18 protein-coding genes and 1 pseudogene are annotated in these 20,913 nt (G+C 63.3%); 11 read left to right on the forward strand and 8 right to left on the reverse strand.

The genetic code is table 11. The features are described from left to right. Positions 1–25: 25 nt before the first annotated feature. Entirely contained in the window at positions 26–2,581 is a 2,556-nt protein-coding gene (locus FHS89_RS10220; protein ID WP_184011240.1) for a TIGR02302 family protein, read from the forward strand. An 86-nt stretch (positions 2,582–2,667) separates the two neighbouring features. On the opposite strand, the gene FHS89_RS10225 is transcribed toward FHS89_RS10220, so the two are convergent. Continuing rightward, entirely contained in the window at positions 2,668–4,011 is a 1,344-nt protein-coding gene (locus FHS89_RS10225) for a zinc-ribbon domain-containing protein (RefSeq protein ID WP_184011242.1), read from the reverse strand. A 184-nt stretch (positions 4,012–4,195) separates the two neighbouring features. Here FHS89_RS10225 and FHS89_RS10230 point away from each other — a divergent pair, with 184 nt between their 5' ends. Genes FHS89_RS10230 through FHS89_RS10240 form a run of 3 tightly spaced genes read left to right on the forward strand, consistent with a single transcriptional unit; the run spans position 4,196 to position 6,502 of the window. Beyond that, complete coding sequence (locus FHS89_RS10230) at positions 4,196–4,873, forward strand: ATP-binding cassette domain-containing protein (RefSeq protein WP_184011244.1); 678 nt, start codon at positions 4,196–4,198, stop codon at positions 4,871–4,873. Then, on the forward strand, positions 4,870–5,769 hold the full coding sequence (locus FHS89_RS10235) for an FtsX-like permease family protein (protein WP_184011246.1): 900 nt from the start codon (positions 4,870–4,872) through the stop codon (positions 5,767–5,769). Before FHS89_RS10230 ends, FHS89_RS10235 begins: the two co-directional genes overlap by 4 nt. A gap of 4 nt (positions 5,770–5,773) precedes the next feature. Next, entirely contained in the window at positions 5,774–6,502 is a 729-nt protein-coding gene (locus FHS89_RS10240; protein WP_184011248.1) for a lysophospholipid acyltransferase family protein, read from the forward strand. 112 nt (positions 6,503–6,614) lie between these two features. Here the strand turns inward: FHS89_RS10240 and argH are convergent, their stop codons facing one another. Continuing rightward, positions 6,615–8,009, reverse strand: coding sequence for an argininosuccinate lyase (gene argH, locus FHS89_RS10245; RefSeq protein WP_184011250.1), 1,395 nt, complete (start codon positions 8,007–8,009; stop codon positions 6,615–6,617). A 30-nt stretch (positions 8,010–8,039) separates the two neighbouring features. Here argH and FHS89_RS10250 point away from each other — a divergent pair, with 30 nt between their 5' ends. Further along, the gene (locus tag FHS89_RS10250; protein WP_246413748.1) at positions 8,040–8,630 is read left to right on the forward strand and encodes a TlpA disulfide reductase family protein; all 591 of its coding nucleotides are present in this window, start codon (positions 8,040–8,042) and stop codon (positions 8,628–8,630) included. Here FHS89_RS10250 and FHS89_RS10255 read toward each other — a convergent pair. Further along, the gene (locus tag FHS89_RS10255) at positions 8,615–9,199 is read right to left on the reverse strand and encodes a TetR/AcrR family transcriptional regulator (RefSeq protein ID WP_184011252.1); all 585 of its coding nucleotides are present in this window, start codon (positions 9,197–9,199) and stop codon (positions 8,615–8,617) included. The genes FHS89_RS10250 and FHS89_RS10255 overlap by 16 nt on opposite strands. 139 nt (positions 9,200–9,338) lie before the next feature. Here FHS89_RS10255 and FHS89_RS10260 point away from each other — a divergent pair, with 139 nt between their 5' ends. Together FHS89_RS10260 and FHS89_RS10265 are read left to right on the forward strand one after the other, a co-directional pair. Next, positions 9,339–10,481 carry an efflux RND transporter periplasmic adaptor subunit gene (locus FHS89_RS10260; protein ID WP_184011253.1) on the forward strand — a complete coding sequence of 381 codons (1,143 nt, stop codon included), beginning with the start codon at positions 9,339–9,341 and terminating at the stop codon, positions 10,479–10,481. 1 nt (position 10,482) lies between these two features. After that, on the forward strand, positions 10,483–13,533 hold the full coding sequence (locus FHS89_RS10265) for an efflux RND transporter permease subunit (RefSeq protein ID WP_184011255.1): 3,051 nt from the start codon (positions 10,483–10,485) through the stop codon (positions 13,531–13,533). A gap of 26 nt (positions 13,534–13,559) precedes the next feature. Here the strand turns inward: FHS89_RS10265 and FHS89_RS10270 are convergent, their stop codons facing one another. After that, positions 13,560–14,690 (reverse strand): class I SAM-dependent methyltransferase, encoded by a 1,131-nt coding sequence (locus FHS89_RS10270; RefSeq protein WP_184011257.1) that lies wholly within the window; start codon positions 14,688–14,690, stop codon positions 13,560–13,562. Positions 14,691–14,876: 186 nt separating this feature from the next. Here FHS89_RS10270 and FHS89_RS10275 point away from each other — a divergent pair, with 186 nt between their 5' ends. The 4 genes from FHS89_RS10275 to msrB all read left to right on the forward strand — a co-directional run bounded on the left by FHS89_RS10275 (position 14,877) and on the right by msrB (position 17,305). After that, positions 14,877–15,419: a sigma-70 family RNA polymerase sigma factor gene (locus FHS89_RS10275; RefSeq protein WP_184011259.1), complete on the forward strand. Its 543-nt coding sequence runs from the start codon at positions 14,877–14,879 to the stop codon at positions 15,417–15,419. Further along, positions 15,416–16,081, forward strand: a complete 666-nt coding sequence (locus FHS89_RS10280) for an anti-sigma factor (RefSeq protein WP_184011261.1) — start codon at positions 15,416–15,418, stop codon at positions 16,079–16,081. The genes FHS89_RS10275 and FHS89_RS10280 overlap by 4 nt, the downstream gene beginning before the upstream one ends. Before the next feature lie 89 nt (positions 16,082–16,170). Beyond that, entirely contained in the window at positions 16,171–16,743 is a 573-nt protein-coding gene (locus FHS89_RS10285) for a fasciclin domain-containing protein (protein WP_184011263.1), read from the forward strand. 88 nt (positions 16,744–16,831) lie between these two features. Beyond that, positions 16,832–17,305: a peptide-methionine (R)-S-oxide reductase MsrB gene (gene msrB / locus FHS89_RS10290; protein WP_184011265.1), complete on the forward strand. Its 474-nt coding sequence runs from the start codon at positions 16,832–16,834 to the stop codon at positions 17,303–17,305. A gap of 36 nt (positions 17,306–17,341) precedes the next feature. On the opposite strand, the gene FHS89_RS10295 is transcribed toward msrB, so the two are convergent. The 4 genes and pseudogenes from FHS89_RS10295 to FHS89_RS16480 all read right to left on the reverse strand — a co-directional run. Then, positions 17,342–17,926, reverse strand: coding sequence for a GNAT family N-acetyltransferase (locus tag FHS89_RS10295; protein WP_184011267.1), 585 nt, complete (start codon positions 17,924–17,926; stop codon positions 17,342–17,344). Between the two features lie 9 nt (positions 17,927–17,935). Continuing rightward, positions 17,936–19,198, reverse strand: a complete 1,263-nt coding sequence (locus FHS89_RS10300; protein ID WP_184011269.1) for a M16 family metallopeptidase — start codon at positions 19,196–19,198, stop codon at positions 17,936–17,938. Continuing rightward, entirely contained in the window at positions 19,195–20,583 is a 1,389-nt protein-coding gene (gene thrC, locus FHS89_RS10305; RefSeq protein WP_184011271.1) for a threonine synthase, read from the reverse strand. Before thrC ends, FHS89_RS10300 begins: the two co-directional genes overlap by 4 nt. 225 nt (positions 20,584–20,808) lie before the next feature. After that, positions 20,809–20,913 (reverse strand): annotated as a pseudogene (locus FHS89_RS16480) (IS200/IS605 family transposase); the annotation flags it as partial.

The raw sequence follows: 20,913 nt of genomic DNA on the forward strand, positions 1-20,913 counted from the left end.
CCCCGGCCCCCAAAGGGGAGCAGGTATGAGTGCAGCGGATCATCTGACGAGCACGGCACAGGCGCGGATTTCCGCGGCTGTCACGCGGACCCGTCTGGCCATGATGGCAGAGCGGGGGACGCGGGCGTTCTGGCCCGTCTGGACGATCCTGTTTTTCGCGATCAGCGTCGAATCCTTTGGCCTGCTGGCCGGGGTGAGCGCGCCGGTCTTTATCGGCCTTCATGCGGTGCTGATCCTCGCCTTGGTGGTTTTTCTGGTGTCGGGCGTCCGGTCTTACCGGCATCCAAGCAGGGCAGAGGCCCGCGCGCGGCTTGATGCGGACTTGCCCGGTCGGCCGCTGGCCACGCTGGAGGACCGCCCGATCATTGGTGCGGATGACGCAGGCGCGCAGGCGGTTTGGATAGCCCATCTGGAGCGGATGGCGCGTGCGGCGGAGCGTGCAAAAGCCACCGCACCCGATCTGCGCCTCTCGGACCGCGATCCCTTCGCCTTGCGGCTTTTGGCGGTTGTGGCCATCGTGACCGCGCTTTTGTTCAGCCGTGGCCCGTCTTTCGAGGCGGTCGCACCGGCGCTCACGGCCTCTGGCCCGCAGATCAGCGCTGGCCCCGATTTTGAAGGCTGGGCAACGCCGCCAGCCTATACCGGCCTGCCAACCCTTTATCTACCGGACCTGACCACTGGCGCGCCGATCCCGTTGCCACAGGGCAGTGAGATAACCTTGCGGCTCTATGGCGATGCCGATCCGACGCTGGAGCAATCCGTGACCCCCGACACGGTCGAACTCGCTGAGCGGGGCATCGGCATCCGCGACGCGACCTTCACCGCCGTGCAATCCGGCATCGTTGCCCTGCCGGGGCGGGAGGACGCCGCGCGCTGGCAATTCACCATCTCCCCCGACGCGCCGCCCGTGGCGACGTTCGACGAGGCTGTGCGCCGCTCTACTGGTGGATCGACCGAGGTGATCTTTTCCGCCAGCGACGATTTCGCGGTTCAACAGGTGACGGCGACCGTGACGCTCGACCTTGATGCGGTTGAGCGGCGTTATGGCCTGACTGCGGACCCCGACCCGATGGAGCCGTTGCAGATTGACCTGCCCTTGCCCCTGAGCGGGGATCGCGATGCGTTCACCGAAACGCTGGTCGAGGATTTTTCGACCCACCCGCTTGCCAGTCACCCGGTCATCATCACGCTTGAGGCCACGGATGGCGCGGGGCAGACAAGCCAGCCTGAGGTGACCCAAGCGGTGCTCCCCCAGCGGCTGTTCTTTGATCCTGTCGCGGCTGCGGTTGTGGAGATGCGGCGCGATCTGTTGTGGGCGGAGGCCAATGCAAAACGGGTCAGTCAGGTGCTGCGCGCCACGACCCATATGCCCGAGGATCTGAACCTGCCAAGCGGCGCGTATCTCGCGCTGCGCTCCGCGATCACGCGACTGGATCTGGCCCGGCTGGATGACCGGGTCGCGGTGGAGCGGGACGCGATTGCAGCACAGCTTTGGGACGTCGCCTTGATGATCGAGGATGGCGCGCTCTCTGATGCGCAAGAGCGGCTGCGCCGCGCGCAGGAGCGGCTGTCAGAGGCGCTTGAAAGCGATGCCAGTGACGAAGAAATCGCGCAACTGATGGACGAATTGCGCGACGCGATGGAAAACTACATGGAGCAGATGGCGCGGGAGATGATGGAAAATCCCGACCGCCAGCAGGCCCAGAACATGCCCGAAGGCCCGACCATGGACGGGCAGGATCTGCAGGAATTGCTCGACCAGATACAAGATCTGTCCGAGGCGGGAGAGCGCGAAATGGCGCAGGCCATGCTCGACCAACTCGCACAGATGATGGAAAACATGCAAATGCAGATGGCCGAGGGGCAAAATGGCCAGCCGCAGCCCGGTCAGGGCGGCACACAGGAAGGCTTGCAGGACATGCTGCGCGAACAGCAGAACCTCGCCGATGAAAGCTTCCGCGAGATGCAGCGCGAGTTCCGGGAGCGGATGGGTCAAGGCCAGCAGCCCGGCCAACAGCCGCAACCGGGGGAGCCGCAGCAGGGTCAGGGTGGAGACAACCCCCAATCACTGGGCGACGGGCTTGGCTCGCTTGCCGAGCGGCAAGAGGCACTGCGCGAAATGCTCGAAGGTTTGCGCAGCCAACTGCCCGGTGACGCCGAGGGCGAAGAAGGAGAGGCAGGCCGCCGCGCGCTCGAAGACGCTGAGGAAAATATGGCCGACGCGACCGACGCGCTGCGCAACGAGGATGGCGGCCGCGCGCTTGATCAGCAGGCGCAGGCCATGGAAAACCTGCGCGAGGCGATGCGTCAATTGAGCAACGAAGCCCGCCAGCAGGCGCAAAACGATCAGGAACGCAACGGCACCGGGCAAGCCATGGACGATCCGAACGGCCAGCGTGATCCGCTGGGCCGCCCCGTCGGCGCACAGGGCGCACTGGATGGGCGCGGCACCGATCTGCCCGATGCGGATGCGATTGGCCGCTCCCGCGCGCTGCTCGACGAATTGCGCCGCCGCGCCGGGGAGCAGAACCGCAGCGTGGAGGAGCGCGACTACCTGCGCCGCCTTCTGGAACGGTTCTAGGCGCGCATCGGCTGATCCCAGACATGCGAAAGGCCGACCAGACAGCGATGTCGGTCGGCCTTTTTTTGTGGGTGAGCGCAAGGCGATCAGGCGGTGCCGGTCAAATCCGCAAACAGGGTCTGCACACCGATCCGCAGCACGTCCACGCCGGACGCATAGGAATCGAGCAGCGGCGCCACGGCCGGCACTGCCATGCCTAGCTCAGGTGCCAGCACATAAATCCCGGCCCCGATGGCAAAGAGCATCACCGCCATGGCAAAGCCAAGCGGCGCGCGTGATGGGCGGTCATCCGCCTTGGCCGGAGCTTCGTCCTCGTCCCCTTTCGGCAAGACGCCGGAAATGCTGGTTCCCAGGGCAGCCGCAGCGGCGGCAGCGGCCGGGCGCTCTGCCTCGGACGCGCGCAGATTGGCGACGGTATCGACCTGCTCCGTGCGGGGCATCGCGATGGCGTCGGGGCGCGGCGGGCGCTCCCGCTTTCTGCGGCGGCGGCTGGATTCCTCTGCGGTTTCCTCCGCAACGGGATCGGCAGGCGCGGCGGCGGGCGTTTCTTCCTGCGGCGCGTCAGACGGCTCCTCATCAATCATGCTGCGCAGTTGTTCGAGGATGTCTTCCTCCTCGGCTGCCGCGTCGGATGCGGCGGGTGCGGCCTGTTCCGGCTCTGGCTCCTCCGCAGGGGGTTGGCGGCGCAGGGAGGGTGTTTCCTCGGCGGGCGGAGGTGTCGGCGCACTTGGCTCGCGCGGTGGGATCGCCCCTGCCTCCTCAGCGGAGGGCACATCCTCGTCATCGACCAGAATACGACGCTCTGCGCGGCGGCGCGCACGGCGGGCCCGCAATTCCTCAAACGCATCATCCGCAGGCGTGGCGATCACCGGACCGCGATCGCCCTCCACCGGGCGGCGGTTCTGATCGGGCAGCGGTGGCATGGTCGTCTCTGGCAGATCGGGCTGCGCGTCGGCGTGGGGGGCGTCGGGGGCATCCATTTCCGGCTCTGCCGCGCGGGAGGTCGCGTCGCCTTCATCCTCCCCGCCAAAATCGAACGTGGCGCGGTCATGCTCTGGGAACACCTCCCCGGCGTCCATGTCGCCGGTGGACTGGTCCTCTTCTTCATCGACCCGCTGACGCAGGAGCGCGCGCAGGGCTTCTGCCGGGTCGGCCTGGGGGCTGGCTGCTTCCGGCTGTGGCTCAGGCTCAGGTGCGGGATCGGGCGCGCGGTTGCTCCATGCCGGCGTGGAGGTGTCCTCGACCGCCGGTTCCGGCGCGGGTGCGGGCGCTGGTGGCGTGATCGGCGTGACATCTGCCACCTCCGGCTCTGCCCCTGCCTGATGCCATGACGTGTGGCACCGCGCGCATTGCACCGTCCGCCCCTTCGCGGGGATCGCGGTATCAGGCACATTGTATTGCGCAGCGCAATTTGGACAGATCAGGCGCATGAAGCTTCCCCCGAGGCAGTGAAAAGACGCGTGCGGGCCCCCCCGCATCCCTCTTTGTAACAAGCAAATTCACTGGTGCCTAGCATTGGCTGCATCTGACCTGCCCTGTCCTATCCGGTGCCGTTGTATCGCGAGGCAGTTTCTGCAAAAGTCAGCGCGGCCACGGGCAGAGGAGCAGTCACGCGTGATCGAATTTTCCGGAACCCGGTTCAGCTATGGGCAGGACACGATCCTGTCCGATCTGAACCTCAGCATCACGCCCGGCTCGTTCCATTTCCTGACCGGCCCGTCCGGCGCGGGCAAGACCACGTTTCTCAAACTGTGTTACATGGCATTGACGCCCACGGGCGGCGGGCTGACGGTGTTTGGCAAGGAGGCCGCGATGCTGACGCGCGACGACATTGCCCGCTTCCGGCGCAAGATCGGCGTGATGCACCAGAATTGCCAGTTTCTTGACCATCTGAGCGTCGAGGACAACATCGCCCTGCCCCTGCGCGTGCAGGACAAATTCACCGAAAGCCGCGCCACGGACCTCGCCGATCTAATGGATTGGGTGGGGCTGTCGCATCGTGCCGCAGCCTTGCCCCCCGAATTGTCAGGCGGGGAGCGGCAGCGCGCGGCCCTTGCGCGGGCGGTGATGATCTCCCCCGATGTGATCATCGCGGATGAGCCGACGGGCAATCTTGACTGGGATATGGCCCAGCGCGTGCTCACCCTGCTGGTGGAGCTGAACCGGATGGGCAAAGCGGTGCTGATCGCCACCCATGACCTCAACATCATTCGCAGCGTCAAGGGGCAGGTGAATGCGCGTGTGCTGCGCCTGAAATCAGGGCAGCTTCAGCTTGCCGGGAGCGACCTGTGAGCCGCTTTCTGCGCCTCTTGCGCGGTCACCCGGCGGCAGAGCAGATCGTGCCGCGCGCGGGCTTTACCGCATGGTTGACCGGGCTGACGGCCTTTGCCATGGCGGCCCTTGCCGTTTGTGCGCTGGCTGCGACATTCGCGGCGGGGCGTCTGGCGGATCGCTGGTCGTCGGAACTCGCGCGGTCCTCCACGGTTCAGGTGCTGGCCCCGGCGGAAGAGGTGGATCGTCAGGTCACCGCGGCCCTTGCCGCGCTGCGCACGACGCCCGGGATCGTGTCGGCCCGCGCGCTTGATATGGCAGAGCAGGAAGCCCTGCTTGCGCCATGGATCGGGACCGGATTGCCGCTGGATGCCCTGCCCGTCCCGCGCCTTATCGTGATCGAAGAAACCGTTGAGGGCCCCGATGCGGCGGCCCTTGCCCTGCGGCTCACGGCGGAGGCACCGGGCGCGCAATATGACGACCACACCCGCTGGCGCCGCCCGATGATCGCGGCGGCGGATCGGTTGCGCCTGATTTCGGGGGCAGCCCTTGCGCTCATTCTGTTTGCAACGGCCGCGATGGTGACGCTTGCCTCCCGCGCGGCCTTGGCCGCGAATGCGCGGGTGATCACCACGTTGCGGCTTGTGGGCGCTGAGGATCGGTTCATCGCGGGGGCCTTTACCCGCCGCTTTACGCTGCGCGCGCTCATTGGCGCGGGCCTTGGCGCGGCGGGCGCTGCCTTGGCTTTTCTGTTCGTGCCGGATGTGGGGGCCGAGGGAGCGTTTGTCACGGGATTGGCCCCCCAAGGGCAGGAATGGCTGGCCTTGGCCGGTGTCCCCTTGATCGCCGCGATCACCGCCTATATCGCAACCGCACGCGCGGCCAAACGGGCGCTCAACACGATTGAAGAGGCGTAACGCCATGATGCTGATCCGGTCCCTTGCCTATAACGTGATCTTTTACGCGCTGATGCCGGTCATTGGGCTGATCGCGCTTCCTTATGCAATTGTGAACCGGGATGGCGCGCAATGGGCGATCCATACTTTCTGCCGGATCACGATGTGGCTGTTACCCGTGATGTGCGGCACACGGGTAGAGGTGCGCGGCCGGGTGCCCGAGGGTGAAGTGATCGTTGCCGCAAAGCACCAGTCTTTTCTGGATATCGTCCTCATTGCCAACGCGCTCAAACGCCCGAAATTCATTATGAAAAAGCAGCTCAAATGGGCGCCGATCCTTGGATTTTATGCCTGGCGCATGGGCTGCTATCCGATTGATCGGGGCAAGCGGGGACAGGCCATTCAGGATATGGTTGCCAAGGTCCGCGAGGAACGGCGCGATCCCGGTCAACTGGTGATCTATCCGCAAGGCACACGCACGCAGCCGGGCGCGAAAGTGCCCTATAAGATCGGCACGGGCGTGCTCTATGAGGAATTCGGGCTGGATGTTTATCCCGTCGCAACCAATGCCGGGCTGTTCTGGGGCCGCAACAAGGTGCTGCGCAAACCGGGCCTTGCAGTGGTCGAATTCCTTGAGCCAATCCCCGGAGGGATGGAGCGCAAGGCGTTCATGGAGACGCTGGAACAGCGGATCGAACAGGCCTCCGACACGCTCCATGACGAAGGCCTCGCGCATCTCTCGAAACCGGTCTAGCGCGCCTCCTCAGCGGCGCGCGCGGCGGCCTCACTCGGGGTGATGGGCGGCCCTTGCCGCCCGCAGGCCGCTGGGGCCAGCACGATCGCCGCGATCAGCATCACCCGCAGGATCATGCCAACGCCTCCCGCCAGCGGGCGATTTGCGCGCGCACCTGATCAGGTGCTGTGCCGCCATAGGATTGCCGCGACGCGACCGATGCCTCAACGGTCAGCACGTCAAACACGCTCTCGGTAATATCGCCATGGACGCTTTGCATATCCGCGAGCGTCAGGTCCGGCAGATCGCATCCCTTATCCTCGGCCATCTTGACCAACGCGCCCGTGACGTGATGCGCATCGCGGAACGGCAGGCCCGCCTCCCGCACCAGCCAATCGGCCAGATCGGTCGCGGTGGAAAAGCCGCTTGCCGCTGCTGCGCGCAGATTGTCGCGACGCGGCTCCATATCCGCGATCATCCCGGTCATCGCCGCCAACGCCAGCATCAGCGTATCGGCGGCGTCAAACACCTGCTCTTTGTCTTCCTGCATGTCCTTGGAATAGGTCAGGGGCAGCCCCTTCATCACCGTCAAAAGCGCCACCAGCGCGCCAGTGATCCGTGCGACCTTTGCCCGGATCAGCTCCGCCGCGTCGGGGTTTTTCTTTTGCGGCATGATCGACGAGCCGGTGGAGAACCGATCCGATAGCGTCACGAACCGGAACTGGGCGGAGGACCAGATCACGATCTCTTCGGCCAGACGGCTCAGATGGGTTGCGCAGATCGAGGAGGCAGAGAGGAATTCCAGCGCGAAATCCCGATCCGCCACCGCATCAAGCGAATTGGCCATGGGCCGGTCAAACCCGAGCGCCTTTGCCGTCGCATCCCGATCAATCGGGAAGCCCGTCCCGGCAAGGGCTGCCGCGCCTAAGGGCGACTCGTTCATCCGCGCGCGCGCATCGACAAAACGGGACCGATCCCGGGCCAACATTTCCACATAGGCCATCATGTGATGGCCCCATGTGACGGGCTGCGCGGTTTGCAGATGGGTGAAACCGGGCATGACGGCATCCGCCCCTGCCTCAGCCTGATCCACGAGCACCTTGATGAGGGCCGTCAGCGCGGCCTCGGCCTGATCGCATTGGTCCCGCACCCAAAGCCGGAAATCGACTGCCACCTGATCGTTGCGCGACCGCGCCGTGTGAAGCCGCCCCGCAGGCGCCCCAATGAGATCGCGCAAGCGGGCCTCCACATTCATGTGGATGTCTTCCAAGGCGCGGGAAAACGGGAAATCCCCCGCCTCAATCTCTGACAAGACCGTGAGCAGCCCTTCCCTTATCGCTTTTTCATCGGCATCTGTAATGATGTCTTGCGCGGCGAGCATGGCAGCATGGGCGAGGGAGCCTTGAATGTCCTGCGCGGCAAGGCGCTGGTCAAAATCAATGGAGGCATTGATCGCTTCCATGATCGCGTCCGGTCCGGCAGCGAAACGACCGCCCCACATGGCGTTTGACGATTTTGGGTCTGACATGATGATGATCCGCACGAAAGGAATGAGATTATGACGCTCCGCAGACGCAGCCTGATGGCCACCCTCGGTTTGGCGCTGTTCTACTCCGCAGTCGGGCTAAGTGCAAACGCCGACCCGCTTGATGTGGACGCCCTGCGCGAGATGCGCGAAGGCGACATGCGCAAGCTCGTCATCCATGACGCGCCCATGCCGCTGGGCGGGCGGGAGTTTACCGATCCAAGCGGGGCGAACCTGAGCCTTGCCGCGTATGAGGGTCAGGTGGTGCTGTTGAATTTCTGGGCCACATGGTGCGCGCCCTGCCGGGAGGAAATGCCCGATCTTGAGGCGCTGCAGCTTGAATGGGGAGGTGAGGATTTTCAGGTCGTCACCATCGCGACGGGCCGCAATTCCCTGCCGGGGATCAAGGCCTTCTTTGCCGAGGTGGGGATTGAGGCATTGCCGATCCTGCTTGACCCGCGCGGGCAGATGGCGCGCGCCTCTGGCGTTTTGGGACTGCCTGTGACGGTAATCCTTGACCGCGAGGGGATGGAGATCGGTCGCCTTCAGGGCGGCGCGCATTGGAACACCGAGAATGCCCGTGCGATCCTGTCCGAAGTGATCGCAAATCAGCCGGACGCCTGATCGCCCGGCATCAGGACGCGGAAAATCATCCGTTCGTGATCCAGCCGGGCCTGTTCGATATCCACGACCTCCCGGTCCGGCAGGCCCGCAAACATCGACCGCCGCAGTGCAAGCGCGAGGATCGGTCCCACGGTCAGGGCCACATTGTCCGACATCTCCGTCGCCACGAAGGTGCCGCGCGACACACCTTCGCGGATCACGCCCAGAACGGCCTCATCCATTTCACACATGCAGGTATCGCGGAAAAACTGCGCGACATTGGGGAACCGGCGGGTCGTCTCCGCGATCACGGGCATCAATTCGCCCGTGCTGCCGTCGAAAAACTCGGCATAGAGCATCTCCAGCAATCGCTTGAGCTTTTCATCCGATGGCAGGTCGGCATCCGCGACCAGCGCGCGTACAAACGGCATCGCCTGATCAGGGCCAAAGGTCGCCGCCGCCTTGAACAGCTCCTCCTTGTTGCGAAAATAGAGGTACACGGCAGGTTTGGAGATGCCGACAAGAGCCGCGACATCATCCACGCGCGTTGCCGCAAACCCCTGCTCGCTGAACACCTTAACCGCGGCCATCAATATCTGATTCCGCCGATCTGAACCGTTTTGTTCATTTTTTTGGGTGTCGATATCTTGACTCATGGATATCTATCCTAAATAGGTGACTGACCCGTCAGTAACCTGATTTTATGTGGTGATGCAAATGCGAAATTCAATGCCGATCCCCCGTCACATCCGCGCCGCGCGCAATCCCGGCGCCAAGCTGTCATACTGGCAAGACGTTGTGAAACCGGGACTTTTGGGCATGATGATCCTCGCCAGCATCGCCCTGTGCGGCATGGCGGCCAAAGCCCAAGAGGCTGATACAGCACCAGCCCTGCGCCCGGTGAGCCTGATGACGCTTGAGGCACAAGGCGGCGCGTTGGAACGGCAATTCTTCGGTAAGGTCGCGGCCCGTCAGACGGTCGATCTGGCGTTTCAGGTGGGCGGGCAAATCCAGCGGCTCGACGCGCCAAAGGGCGTTTATGTCGAGGAAGGGCAGCTTCTGGCGGAGCTGGATCTGGAACCCTTCCGCCGGGCTGTCACCCGCGCCGAATTGTCCCTTGAGCAGGCGGAGCGGACGGTCGCGCGGCTTGATACGCTGGCCGACCAAAATGTCGGCTCCCGCGTGCAGGCCGAGGACGCAGAGACCCAAGCGGCCCTCGCCGAGGTGCAGTTGCGCGAAGCCCGCGACGCGCTGCGGGACGCAACCCTGCGCGCACCCTTTGACGGGTTGGTCGCGAACCGGTTGGTCGCCAATTTCAACACGGTCTCCCCCGGTCAGCCGATCCTGCGGCTTCATGATATGTCCGAGGTGTGGATCGAGATCGACATCCCCGAGCGCCTGTTCGATCTGATCGAGGATCCGCGCGCCGTGGGCTTTACCGCCACATTGTCCGACCGGAATGCCGATATTCCGGTGGAATTGCGCGAATTCACGGCTGAAACCAATGGCGTCGGGCAAACCTACACGGTCTCTGTCGCGCTGCCCGACCGCGCGGACCTCAACCCGATCCCCGGCCAATCCGCCAGCGTTGTCGTGCGGGTTGATCAGACGCTGCGCCCCGGTTTCGTCGTGCCTGCCTCTGCGGTGATGTTTGACGCGGATGCGCGGCCCTATGTCATGGTGTTCTCCCCCACTGGCGCGGATGAGGGGCAAGTCGCCCGCGTGCCCGTGACCCTGTCGAGCGTGGATGGAACGACGCTCCAGATCGACGGCGATCTGCAAGCGGGGCAAGAAATCGTCCTGTCCGGTGGGCATCTCTTGCAGGATGGGCAATCCGTCCGCCGGTTCCTTGGCTTTAACGAGATCAACTGACATGGATATCGCGCGCACCGCTATCGTAAAGCCGCTCTATACATGGCTCCTGATCGCCTTTTGTGTGTTCGGGGGGCTGTGGGGGTTTTCCTCCGTCGGGCGGCTCGAAGATCCGGCCTTCACCATCAAGGCCGCTGTTGTCATCACGCCCTATCCCGGCGCCACGGCGGAGGAGGTCGCAACCGAAGTGACCGAGCCGTTGGAATCCGCCATTCAACAGATGGGACAGATCGACCGGATCACCTCCCGAAATCAGGCGGGCCTGTCGCAGATCACAGTGGAAATGAAGCCGACCTATGACGGCACCGAACTTCCGCAAATCTGGGACGAATTGCGCAACAAGGTCGGCGACGCGGCCGGAAACCTGCCCGCTGGCGCGCGCCCGCCCATCGTGAACGACGCGTTTGGCGATGTGTTCGGTATCCTCTATGCGGTCGAGACACCCGGCTATTCGGACGCGCAAATCCACGAGATCGCCAATTTCCTGCGCCGCGAGCTTTTGGCCGTGGATGGTGTCGCGGATGTGGAATTGCAGGGCCTGCCCGAGGAGGCGATTTTCGTCGAACCTTCGTCCGAGCAGACCGCGAATTTCGGCGTGCCGCCCGGCGCGATCATCGGGGCGATCAACGCCAGCGATCAGGTGCAGGATGCAGGATCGACGGAAAGTGCGGGCCGCTCCATCCAGCTTGATGCGCCGCAGGGCTATGACAGTGTGAGCCGCATCTCCAGCCTGACACTCGGTGTCGGTGGGGAGATCATCAACCTCACCGATCTGGCGGAAGTCTACCGCACCCGCGTTGACGATCCCGACCAGATCATCCGCTTTGACGGGGTGGAGGCGTTTACCCTTGGCGTTGCGGGCCTGAGTTCGGAAAACATCGTGGATGTGGGCCGCGCGGTGGACGCGAAACTGGCCGAATTGCAAACCGAAATCCCCTTCGGCGTGACGCTCCATTCGATTTATGAACAGCACACCGTGGTGGATGAGGCGAGCAATTCGTTCCTCATCAGCCTCGCGATGTCCGTCAGCATCGTGATCATCGTGCTTGCCGTTGCGATGGGCTGGCGCGCGGCGGCGGTGGTGGGGATCACCCTGTTGCTGACCGTGATCTCCACCTTCTTTTTCATGTCGATCTTCAACATCGAGATGGAGCGGATTTCGCTGGGCGCGCTCATCATCGCGATGGGGATGCTGGTGGATAACGCCATCGTGGTGGCCGAAGGCATGCAGGTCGAAATGCGCAAAGGGCGCAAGGCGCATGAGGCCGCAAAAGAGGTCGCGTCAAAGACCCAAATCCCGCTTCTGGGGGCCACGATCATCGGGATCATGGCCTTTGCCGGGATCGGATTGTCGCCAGATGCGACGGGTGAATTCCTGTTCTCCCTCTTTGCGGTGATCGGCATCTCGCTAATGCTCAGCTGGGTGCTGGCCGTCACGGTCACGCCGCTTCTCGCGCATTACCTGTTCCGTGTGGGCGGGCTGGCCGATGGGGAGGACGCCTATGGCGGCATCATCTTCCGGGGCTATGCCGCGACCCTGCGCGGTGCGCTTCGGGTGCGCTGGCTGGTGATCCTCGCCCTGATCGGGATCACGGCGGCCTGTTTCGTGGCATTTGGTCAGGTGAAGCAGCAATTCTTCCCCAACTCGAACACGCCGATTTTCTATCTTAATTATAAGCTCGCGCAGGGCAGCACGATCCATCAAACCTCTGACGGGTTGGCCCAGATCGAGGATTGGCTGCTGGAGCGCGACGATGTGGTCAGCGTCACCACCACCGTGGGTCAGGGGATCAGCCGCTATATGCTGCCCTATGAGCCGGGCCGGCCTGATCCGTCCTATGGGCAGCTTTTGATCCGCACCCAAACGATCGAGGAAATTCCGCCCCTGAAGGATGATCTTCAGGCGTTCATCGACCGCTCCGATCCGACGGCGGAAATCCGGCTGGAGCGGATCATCTTTGGCCCCGGCGGTGGCGCGGATGTGGAGGCCCGCTTCAGCGGGAAAGACCCCGATGTGCTGCGCCATCTTGCGGAGCAGGCAGAGGCGATCTTCCGCGAAAACGACCGGTTGTTGCACACGATCCGCGACAATTGGCGGGAGCGGGAGCCGGTGATCCGGCCGATCTATGCCACCGACCGCGCACAAGCCCTTGGCGTGGACCGGGACGATGTGGCCAGCACGCTGCTGATCGCCACGGATGGTCTGCGCGCGGGGCAGTTTCAGGAGCGCGACCGGATCATCCCGATCTATGTCCGCGCGCCAGAGGCGGAGCGCGCAAATCCCGGCTATCTCTTGGATCAGATCGTCTGGTCCGATGCCGCGCAGGATTACGTCCCGCTCGCGCAGGTAATCGACGGGTTCGAGATTGAGGTCTCCGACACGCTCTTGCACCGGCGCAACCGTCTGCCCACGATCACGGTGCAGGGCAACACGGTGGATGGCGTGACCCCCGCCACCGCCTTTGCTGAAGTGCGCCCGCTGATCGAAGCGATTGACCTGCCGGTGGGCTATGCGCTCGAATGGGGTGGGGAATATGAAAACTCCACGCAGGCACAGGAATCGCTGGGTCAGCAATTGCCTCTAAGCCTGTTGGTGATGGTCCTGATCTCCATCCTTTTGTTCGGCGCGCTGCGTCAGCCATTGGTGATCTGGCTTCTGGTGCCGATGTCGGTGAATGGGGTGGCGGTGGGCCTGCTGGCGACCGGCCTGCCGTTCAGCTTCACCGCGCTTTTGGGCCTGTTGAGCCTGTCGGGGATGTTGATCAAGAACGGTATCGTGCTGGTGGAGGAGATTGATTTGCAGCGCGCCACCGGCCTGCCTCAGACAGAAGCGATCGTGACCGCGTCTGTCTCTCGTCTCCGGCCTGTGGTGCTCGCTGCGGGCACGACGATCCTTGGCATGATCCCACTGCTGACGGACGCGTTCTTTGCCTCCATGGCGGTGACGATCATGGGCGGCTTGGCCTTCGCGTCTGTCCTGACCCTGCTCGCCGCACCAGTGTTCTATCACACGCTGTTCCGCAAGGGACGGCGTGAGGAGCGGATGGCCTGATCCCGGCCCGGCCCATCAGGGTCGGGCTATGCTTTGCGCAACACCAAGAACAGCTTGTCGATATCGAGCGCGGGCACCCAGCAATCGACCATATAGCGGTCAAGCACCTCAAACCGGGTTTGCATATAAGCGATCTTATCCTCGATATCCCCGTCATCCCCCGGCAGCCCCCGGCCCGGCCCGTTGATGTTGTGGCTTTCAAAGATCAGCAGCCCACCGGGTGCCAAAAGGCGCGCGATCTTGTCGATATAGGCGTGAAAATCGATCGAAAGCCGGGTGTCGATGGTCGCGTGGTTCGAGAGGGACACGACCACGTCATACTGGCCTGCGGGGCTGTCGAAGAACTGGAAATCATCCACAATCGTACGCAGGTTATTTAAGGACAACGCAGATTTCACCTCATCCGCGACCCGCACAAGAAACGGGTTCAGCTCGATCATGTCGACCTGTGCGGCCCGTTGCGCCATTTTCGCGGCAAGGAAACCGGCATTGCCGCCGATATCCAGCACCCTGCTGTCTGAGGTCAGATAACGGTCTAGCTGATAGGCTTCGTACCGCTCCTCGCTCGGTTTGACGCCGCGAATGCCCAACGCTGCCGACCCCTGATAGAAATACCCGCCGCAATAGCTCGTCGGCCAATGGCGGCGCTGGAGAAACTGTTGATGCACCAGCCGCGCAAACACCGCCGCGTGAACGTCATCGACAAACCGCTGATAAACCGCATCCGTGATCAGCAGAAAACGGGCATAAAACGGCCAGCGCGGGCGCAGGCCACGACGGCGGAAACAACTGACAAGGCTGCTTTCCAGAAGCGACCGGCCCGGATCAGCCGTTTGCGCCGCGAGCCCACGCAGAAACGCCTGCGCCTCCGCCCGGTCGGGTGTGGCCACGCCTGCGATCTGCAAACGCGCCAGATCGGCCTGAGCCGCGCGCACCGCTTCATCTTCAAGCGGCAGCAAGAAATCCAGAAATCCCGGCTGAAGGAACAGATCGTCTTCGAAACTGCGCCATGCGGAGCCGAGTTCATTCGCCAGCGCGGGTTTTTGCGTCACCTCACGACAAAACGCCAGCAAGCGCGTGTCCCGCGCGCAGAGGGCCGCCTCCGGCCAAGAGGCAAAAGCGCGCAGGATATGATCCGCGCATTGGGTGATCACCATGTCGCATCCTTTGGCTGGTCGCCGGTCAAGGCGAGTATGAGCGGATCGCGCGCAGGGCAAAAGCCCCAATCGACAGCAGTGGCCAATTGCGGAGCGAACCCTACTCCATACGCCCGCAGTCTCGTAATGACATGGCCGCGATTGCGACATAGGGTACGGCACGCATATTGAGGAACGTGCCGTCGCATGACCACACCCGACGACATATCTGACCTGATCGCGCGCTGCGCGTTGCGCGACCGATCCGCGTTTGAAGACCTGTATACGGCGACCAGCGCGAAACTCTTTGCCGTTATCCTGCGTATCTTGAAAGATCGGGGGGAGGCTGAGGACAGTATGCAGGAGGTTTACGTCAAAATCTGGCACCGCGCCGATAGCTTTGCGGCATCGCAATACAGCCCGATCTCGTGGCTGGTCGCGATCGCGCGCAATCACGCCATTGACCGTCTGCGGCAGCGCAAACCGGCGGCGGACGATATCGACACGCAATATGACCTTGCCGACAGTACACCGGGACCGGAACGGCAGAGCATTGCGCGCTCCGAACAGCAGCGGGTGCTTGCTTGCCTTGATGAGTTGGACGCCGAGAAGTCCGCAGCCGTGCGCGGGGCCTATCTCAATGGCGACAGCTATCAGGAGTTGGCGACGCGCCATGATGTGCCGCTCAACACGATGCGCACATGGTTGCGCCGCGCCCTCCTGAGCCTGAAGGAGTGTATGGCCCGATGACCCAAGATGAGAAGGATGAGGAAATCGGCGCAGCTGAATATGTGCTTGGCGTGTTGAGCGCGGAGGAGCGCGCCACGTTCGAAGCCCGCCTTGCGACCGATCCTGCCCTGCGCGCGGAGGTGCGGGACTGGACAGAGCGTCTGACCCCGCTTGCCGAAACCCTGCCTGATGAGCCCGTGCCGCCGCGTGTGTACCGCCAGCTTGAACAGCGCCTCTTTCCCGCGCCGACACCCCTATTAGGGCGGCTCGGGTTCTGGCGCATGGTGAGCTTTGGCGCGGTCGCGGCCGCCGCCATTCTGGCCGTTATCGCGTTCACCGATCCTGCCCCGACCAACCCTGCCCCGACGCTCGTTGCGCAAATCAGCGGCGAGGCGGGCGTGACGGTTGCCGCCCTCTACGATCCGCAGGAAGGGGCCTTACGCGTTAATCGTTTGTCTGGTGCTGCGGCCGATGGTCGGGCGCTTGAATTGTGGCTGATCGTGGGGGATGCGCCGCCACGGTCACTGGGCCTGCTTCCGACGGATTCGCAAGGCACACTGACCCTCACCATTGTTGCTCTGACCGAAGGTATCCTCGCGATCAGCGATGAGCCGGCGGGCGGCTCCCCCACCGGGGCGCCCACAGGCCAAGTGCTTGCCGTGGGTGCATTATCCGAGGTCTGAAATTTTTTTTCGGTCTCGCTGAAACTTATCCAGCACCCCTCCCGTAGCTTCTCATGTCCCAACCAACAGGACCAATGAGGAGAAACGACATGACCTTTACGAAATTTGCCACCGCAGCCGTGACCGCACTTGCCATGACCGGAGGCGCACTGGCCGCCAGCCATTCCGAGACAGACAACCCGATGGTCGGCGGTGCAGCGATGTTCGCCACCAAAAACATCGTTGAGAACGCTTTGAACTCCGCCGATCACACCACGCTTGTCGCCGCCGTTCAGGCCGCAGGCCTCGTGGACACGCTGATGGGTGAAGGCCCCTTCACAGTATTCGCCCCAACCAACGCAGCATTTGACCGTCTGCCCGCAGGCACCGTGGAGATGCTCCTGAAGCCAGAGAACAAGCCACAACTGACCAAAATCCTGACCTGCCATGTGGTCGCCGCAAACGCCATGTCAGACGCAATCATGGGCATGATTGACGATGATGGCGGTGCCCATCCTGTGCCAACCGTCGGCGGCTGCACGCTGACCGCTGAATACACGCCGGACGGTCAGGTTTGGCTGAAAGATGAGCAGGGCAACTATGCCACGGTGACCATCGCGGACGTCAAGCAATCCAATGGTGTCATTCATGTGATCGATCGTGTGTTGCTGCCCGCGAACTAATCCCTAGCTTGAGGGGAGAGCCGATGTGTGGCCCGCACTGGGGGGTCGCGGGCCACACATCACTTTTGTCGATTTGAAAGGACACAACATGAACCGCCGCCATTTTCTGACTGCTTCTGCGAGCCTTGCCGCCTTGGGAGCCCTGACGATGAAGGGGGCTGCTTCCGAGGGTAATTTCGAATTCACCCTGACGGAGGCCGAATGGCGGGCGCGTCTTTCGCCCGAAGCCTACCGCGTGTTGCGGCAAGAGGCGACGGAGCGGCCCTTTACCAGCCCGCTCAACGATGAAAAGCGCGCAGGCTCGTTCAATTGCGCGGGCTGCGCATTGCCGCTCTATTCGTCGGAGGCGAAATATGACAGCGGCACCGGCTGGCCGAGCTTCTGGGCTGCCAAGGAGGACGCGGTGCGCACCCGCGAGGACCGTAAATTCTTCATGGTGCGGACGGAGGTGCATTGCCGCCGCTGCGGTGGGCATCTGGGCCATGTCTTCGACGACGGCCCTGCCCCGACGGGAAAGCGCCATTGCATCAACGGCGTGTCGCTGAATTTTGTGGAAGCCTGACCAACAAAGCGCCCGGCCTCATCGCCGGGCGCATTGCTATTGAGCGTCCGTGCGCCCGCGCCGGTCATTGCGCAACTGGGCATACAGCACATGGTTGCGCCAGCGCCCCGCGATTTGCAGATAGCTTTGCGCAACCCCCTCATATTTGAAGCCACAGCGTTCCAGCAGCGCGCGGGAGGCCGCGTTTTCCGGCAGGCAGGCAGCCTCGATCCGGCTAAGGTCCATCCGGTGAAAGGCGTGATCGACAAGCGCTGACAGCGCCTCCGTCATCAGGCCCTGCCGCGCGTGCTCCTCGGTAATCCAATAGCCGACGGTGCCCATCTGGGCAGGCCCGCGGCGGATATTGTCGAGCGTGATCGCCCCGATCACCCGCCCGTCATGGCGCAGCATCATCAACGGGAGCGCGCGACCATCCCGGATCGACCGTTTCGCCCAGGCAACCCGGTTGCGAAACGCGTTCTTCGTCAGATGATCCGTGGCCCAGACCGGCTCCCACGGTTCGATAAAGGCGCGGTTGTCTTTTCGCGCCCGCGCCCAATCCAGATGATCGGCCATGATCGGTGGGCGCAGCAGCATCCGCGCTGTTCTGATCTCGACCGTGGCGCGCGCTGCTTTGAGCATGAACCGCCCTTATGCCGCGAGCCGCGTGGTCAGCGCGTCAAGCGCGGGCGCATCCGCTACCGGGCCATAAAGCGCCATCGCCGCCTGTCCGCTGCCCCGCAGCCGTTCGGCATAAGCGCGTGTCGTGTCGGCATTCACCGCGTCGATCCGGGCCACGGTTTCATCCAGCGGGATCACTCGCCCCCAGATGCCCAACATCCGCGCCAGCCGTTCTGCCCGGCTCGACGGGCTTTCCAGCCCCATCAGCATTCCCGCCTTCATCTGCGTCTTGGCCCGGTCGATCTCTGCCGGGGTCAGGCCATCGCCTGCGCGGCGGATCTCATCGACCACAAGTTCGGCAAGCCCCGCCACATCCTCCCCCGATGTGCCGGAATAAACCATCATCGTGCCCGTATCGGCATAAGCCCCCGCTTGCGCGAAGATGCTGTAACACAGGCCACGCTTTTCGCGCGCTTCCTGAAACAGGCGGGACGACATGCCCCCGCCAAGCGTCATCGCCAGCACTTGCGCATCATAGAACGCAGGATCGCGGTATCCCGCCCCTTCAAGGGCCAACGCAAAATGCGCCTGCTCCAGCGATTTGACATGCCGCGCCTCCGACCCCTTGAAGGAGGCAGGCGTCACATCCGGGGCAATGCCTGCCGTCAGCCCGCCAAACACGGCTTCCGCGAGTTTCACGATCTGATCATGATCCACCGCACCTGCCGCAGACAGGATCAACCGCTCGGGCCGGTAATGGCGCGCGGTGAAGGCGCGGAAATTCTCCGCTTGAAAGGCGCGCACCCGCTCCGCCGGGCCTAGGATCGTGCGGCCCATGGGTTGCTCTGGGTAGGAGGCTTCCTGCAACCAGTCGAAAATCACATCATCCGGTGTGTCGAGCGATTGGCCGATTTCAGACAGGATCACGCCCCGCTCCGTCTCGATCTCACGCGGATCAAAGGCGGGGTTCAGAACGATATCGCTGATCACATCAAAGGCCAGCGCCACGTCTTCCTCCAGGATGCGCGCGTAATAGGCGGTCATCTCCCGGCTGGTATAGGCGTTGATATAACCGCCCACATTTTCAATCGTCTCAGCAATCTCAAGCGACGATCGCCGCGCTGTGCCCTTGAACGCCATATGTTCAAGGAAATGGGCGATGCCGTTCTCTTCAATCCGCTCATGCCGCCCGCCGGCCATGACCCAGATACCAAGGGAGGCGGATTTCAGTCCCGGCATATGCTCGGTCACGATGCGAAAGCCGTTGGCGAGCGTGGTGGTGTTGACGGTCATATCCGGTCCTTGATGAGGGTCTGAATGGCGGTGAGGTCGTTTGGCACGCGGGTCACGCGCTCTTCGCGCTCATATAGGTCCGCCATGCGGGGGGGCAAAGGCGGATGCTGGCCGGTCGCGGCCTCGACCGCGGCGGGGAATTTCGCCGGATGCGCAGTGGCAAGGATCACCATCGGCGTCGCGGGGTTGCCGCGCATGTCGCGCGCGGCCTTGATCCCCGTGGCGGTATGCGGGCATTGCAGCACGCCGGTTTCCGCGAAGGATTGCTTGATTTCCGCGGCCGTTTCGTCCTCATCACAGCGCGCGCTGTCGAATTCCTCCCGCAGACGGGCCTGCGCGCCCTGAGACAGCGTGAAGCCGCCCTTGCCGTTCAGATCGGCCATAAGCTGCTGAATGGCGGCGCCCTCCCGATCATAAAGGTCGAACAAGAGCCGCTCGAAATTGGAGCTGACCTGAATGTCCATGGAGGGCGACATCGTGGGGCTGACGCCTTCCTTGACATGCGCGCCCGTGGCGACAGTGCGGTGCAGGATGTCGTTGCGGTTGGTGGCAATCAAAAGCCGGTCCACCGGCAGGCCCATCCGCTTGGCCACATATCCCGCGAAAATATCGCCGAAATTGCCGGTCGGCACGCTGAAGCTGACCTTGCGCCCCGGTGCGCCCAGCGCTACGGCGGAGGTGAAGAAATACACGACCTGTGCGAGCACCCGCGCCCAGTTGATCGAATTCACTGCCGCCAGTTTCACTCCATCGCGGAAGTCGAAATCATTGAACATCGCTTTGACCAGCGCCTGACAATCGTCGAAATCCCCATCAACGGCGAGCGCATGGACGTTGTCCTCTGCCGGAGTGGTCATCTGCCGCCGCTGCACCTCGGACACGCGGCCATGCGGGTACATGACGAAAAGGCTGACGGCATCAAGGCCCTTGAACGCCTCCATCGCGGCAGAGCCCGTGTCACCGGAGGTGGCCGCAACGATGGTCACACTCTCCCCCCGCCGCTTGAGCGCGACCTCGAACATCTGACCGATAAGCTGCATCGCGACATCCTTGAACGCGAGCGTCGGGCCGTGGTGCAATTCGAGCACGAATTCATTAGGCCCGGATTGCACGACAGGGCAGCGGGCCACATGACCAAAGGGCGCATAGGCGCGGGCGAGAATGGCGCGGAAGGTGTCGTCGTCGAACGTGTCCCCGATGAAGGGCTTCATCACGCGAAAGGCGACTTCCTCATAGGGCTGGCCCGCAAACCCGGCGATGTCCCCTTGGGTGAGTGTCGGCCATGTCTCTGGCAGGTACAGCCCCCCATCCCGGGCAAGACCGGTGAGCATCGCCTCTTCAAAGCTGAGTTCGGGCGCCTGCCCACGGGTGGAGATATATCGCATGTCCTGCCTTCTTCGGTCGCTGCGTCTGGAGCGTGGTGTATCGCCCCCAGCGCGCCGGGAAAAGCCAAAAGCCCAAGGAAATATCCCAATCGCGACGCTTTGACGGGAAAGCTGCTCCCGCACGTCGCCGCCATATCAAAGATATGCCGCCTCCCTTTGGACCGGGCGCCGCGCCTTGCGGCGCGGCGGTGCCTCCGGCGGGGTATATTTGAAGAAAGTGAACCACTACCGACTGACGTCGGTAGCATCTGGGCTGTGCGTCGCGAGGTACTGAAGTACCAGGTCATTCGTGACATTCCCGCTGGTCGTGCAGAAATACCCGCGGGCCCA

This window comes from Rubricella aquisinus, assembly GCF_014199445.1.
GTDB lineage: Bacteria > Pseudomonadota > Alphaproteobacteria > Rhodobacterales > Rhodobacteraceae > Rubricella > Rubricella aquisinus.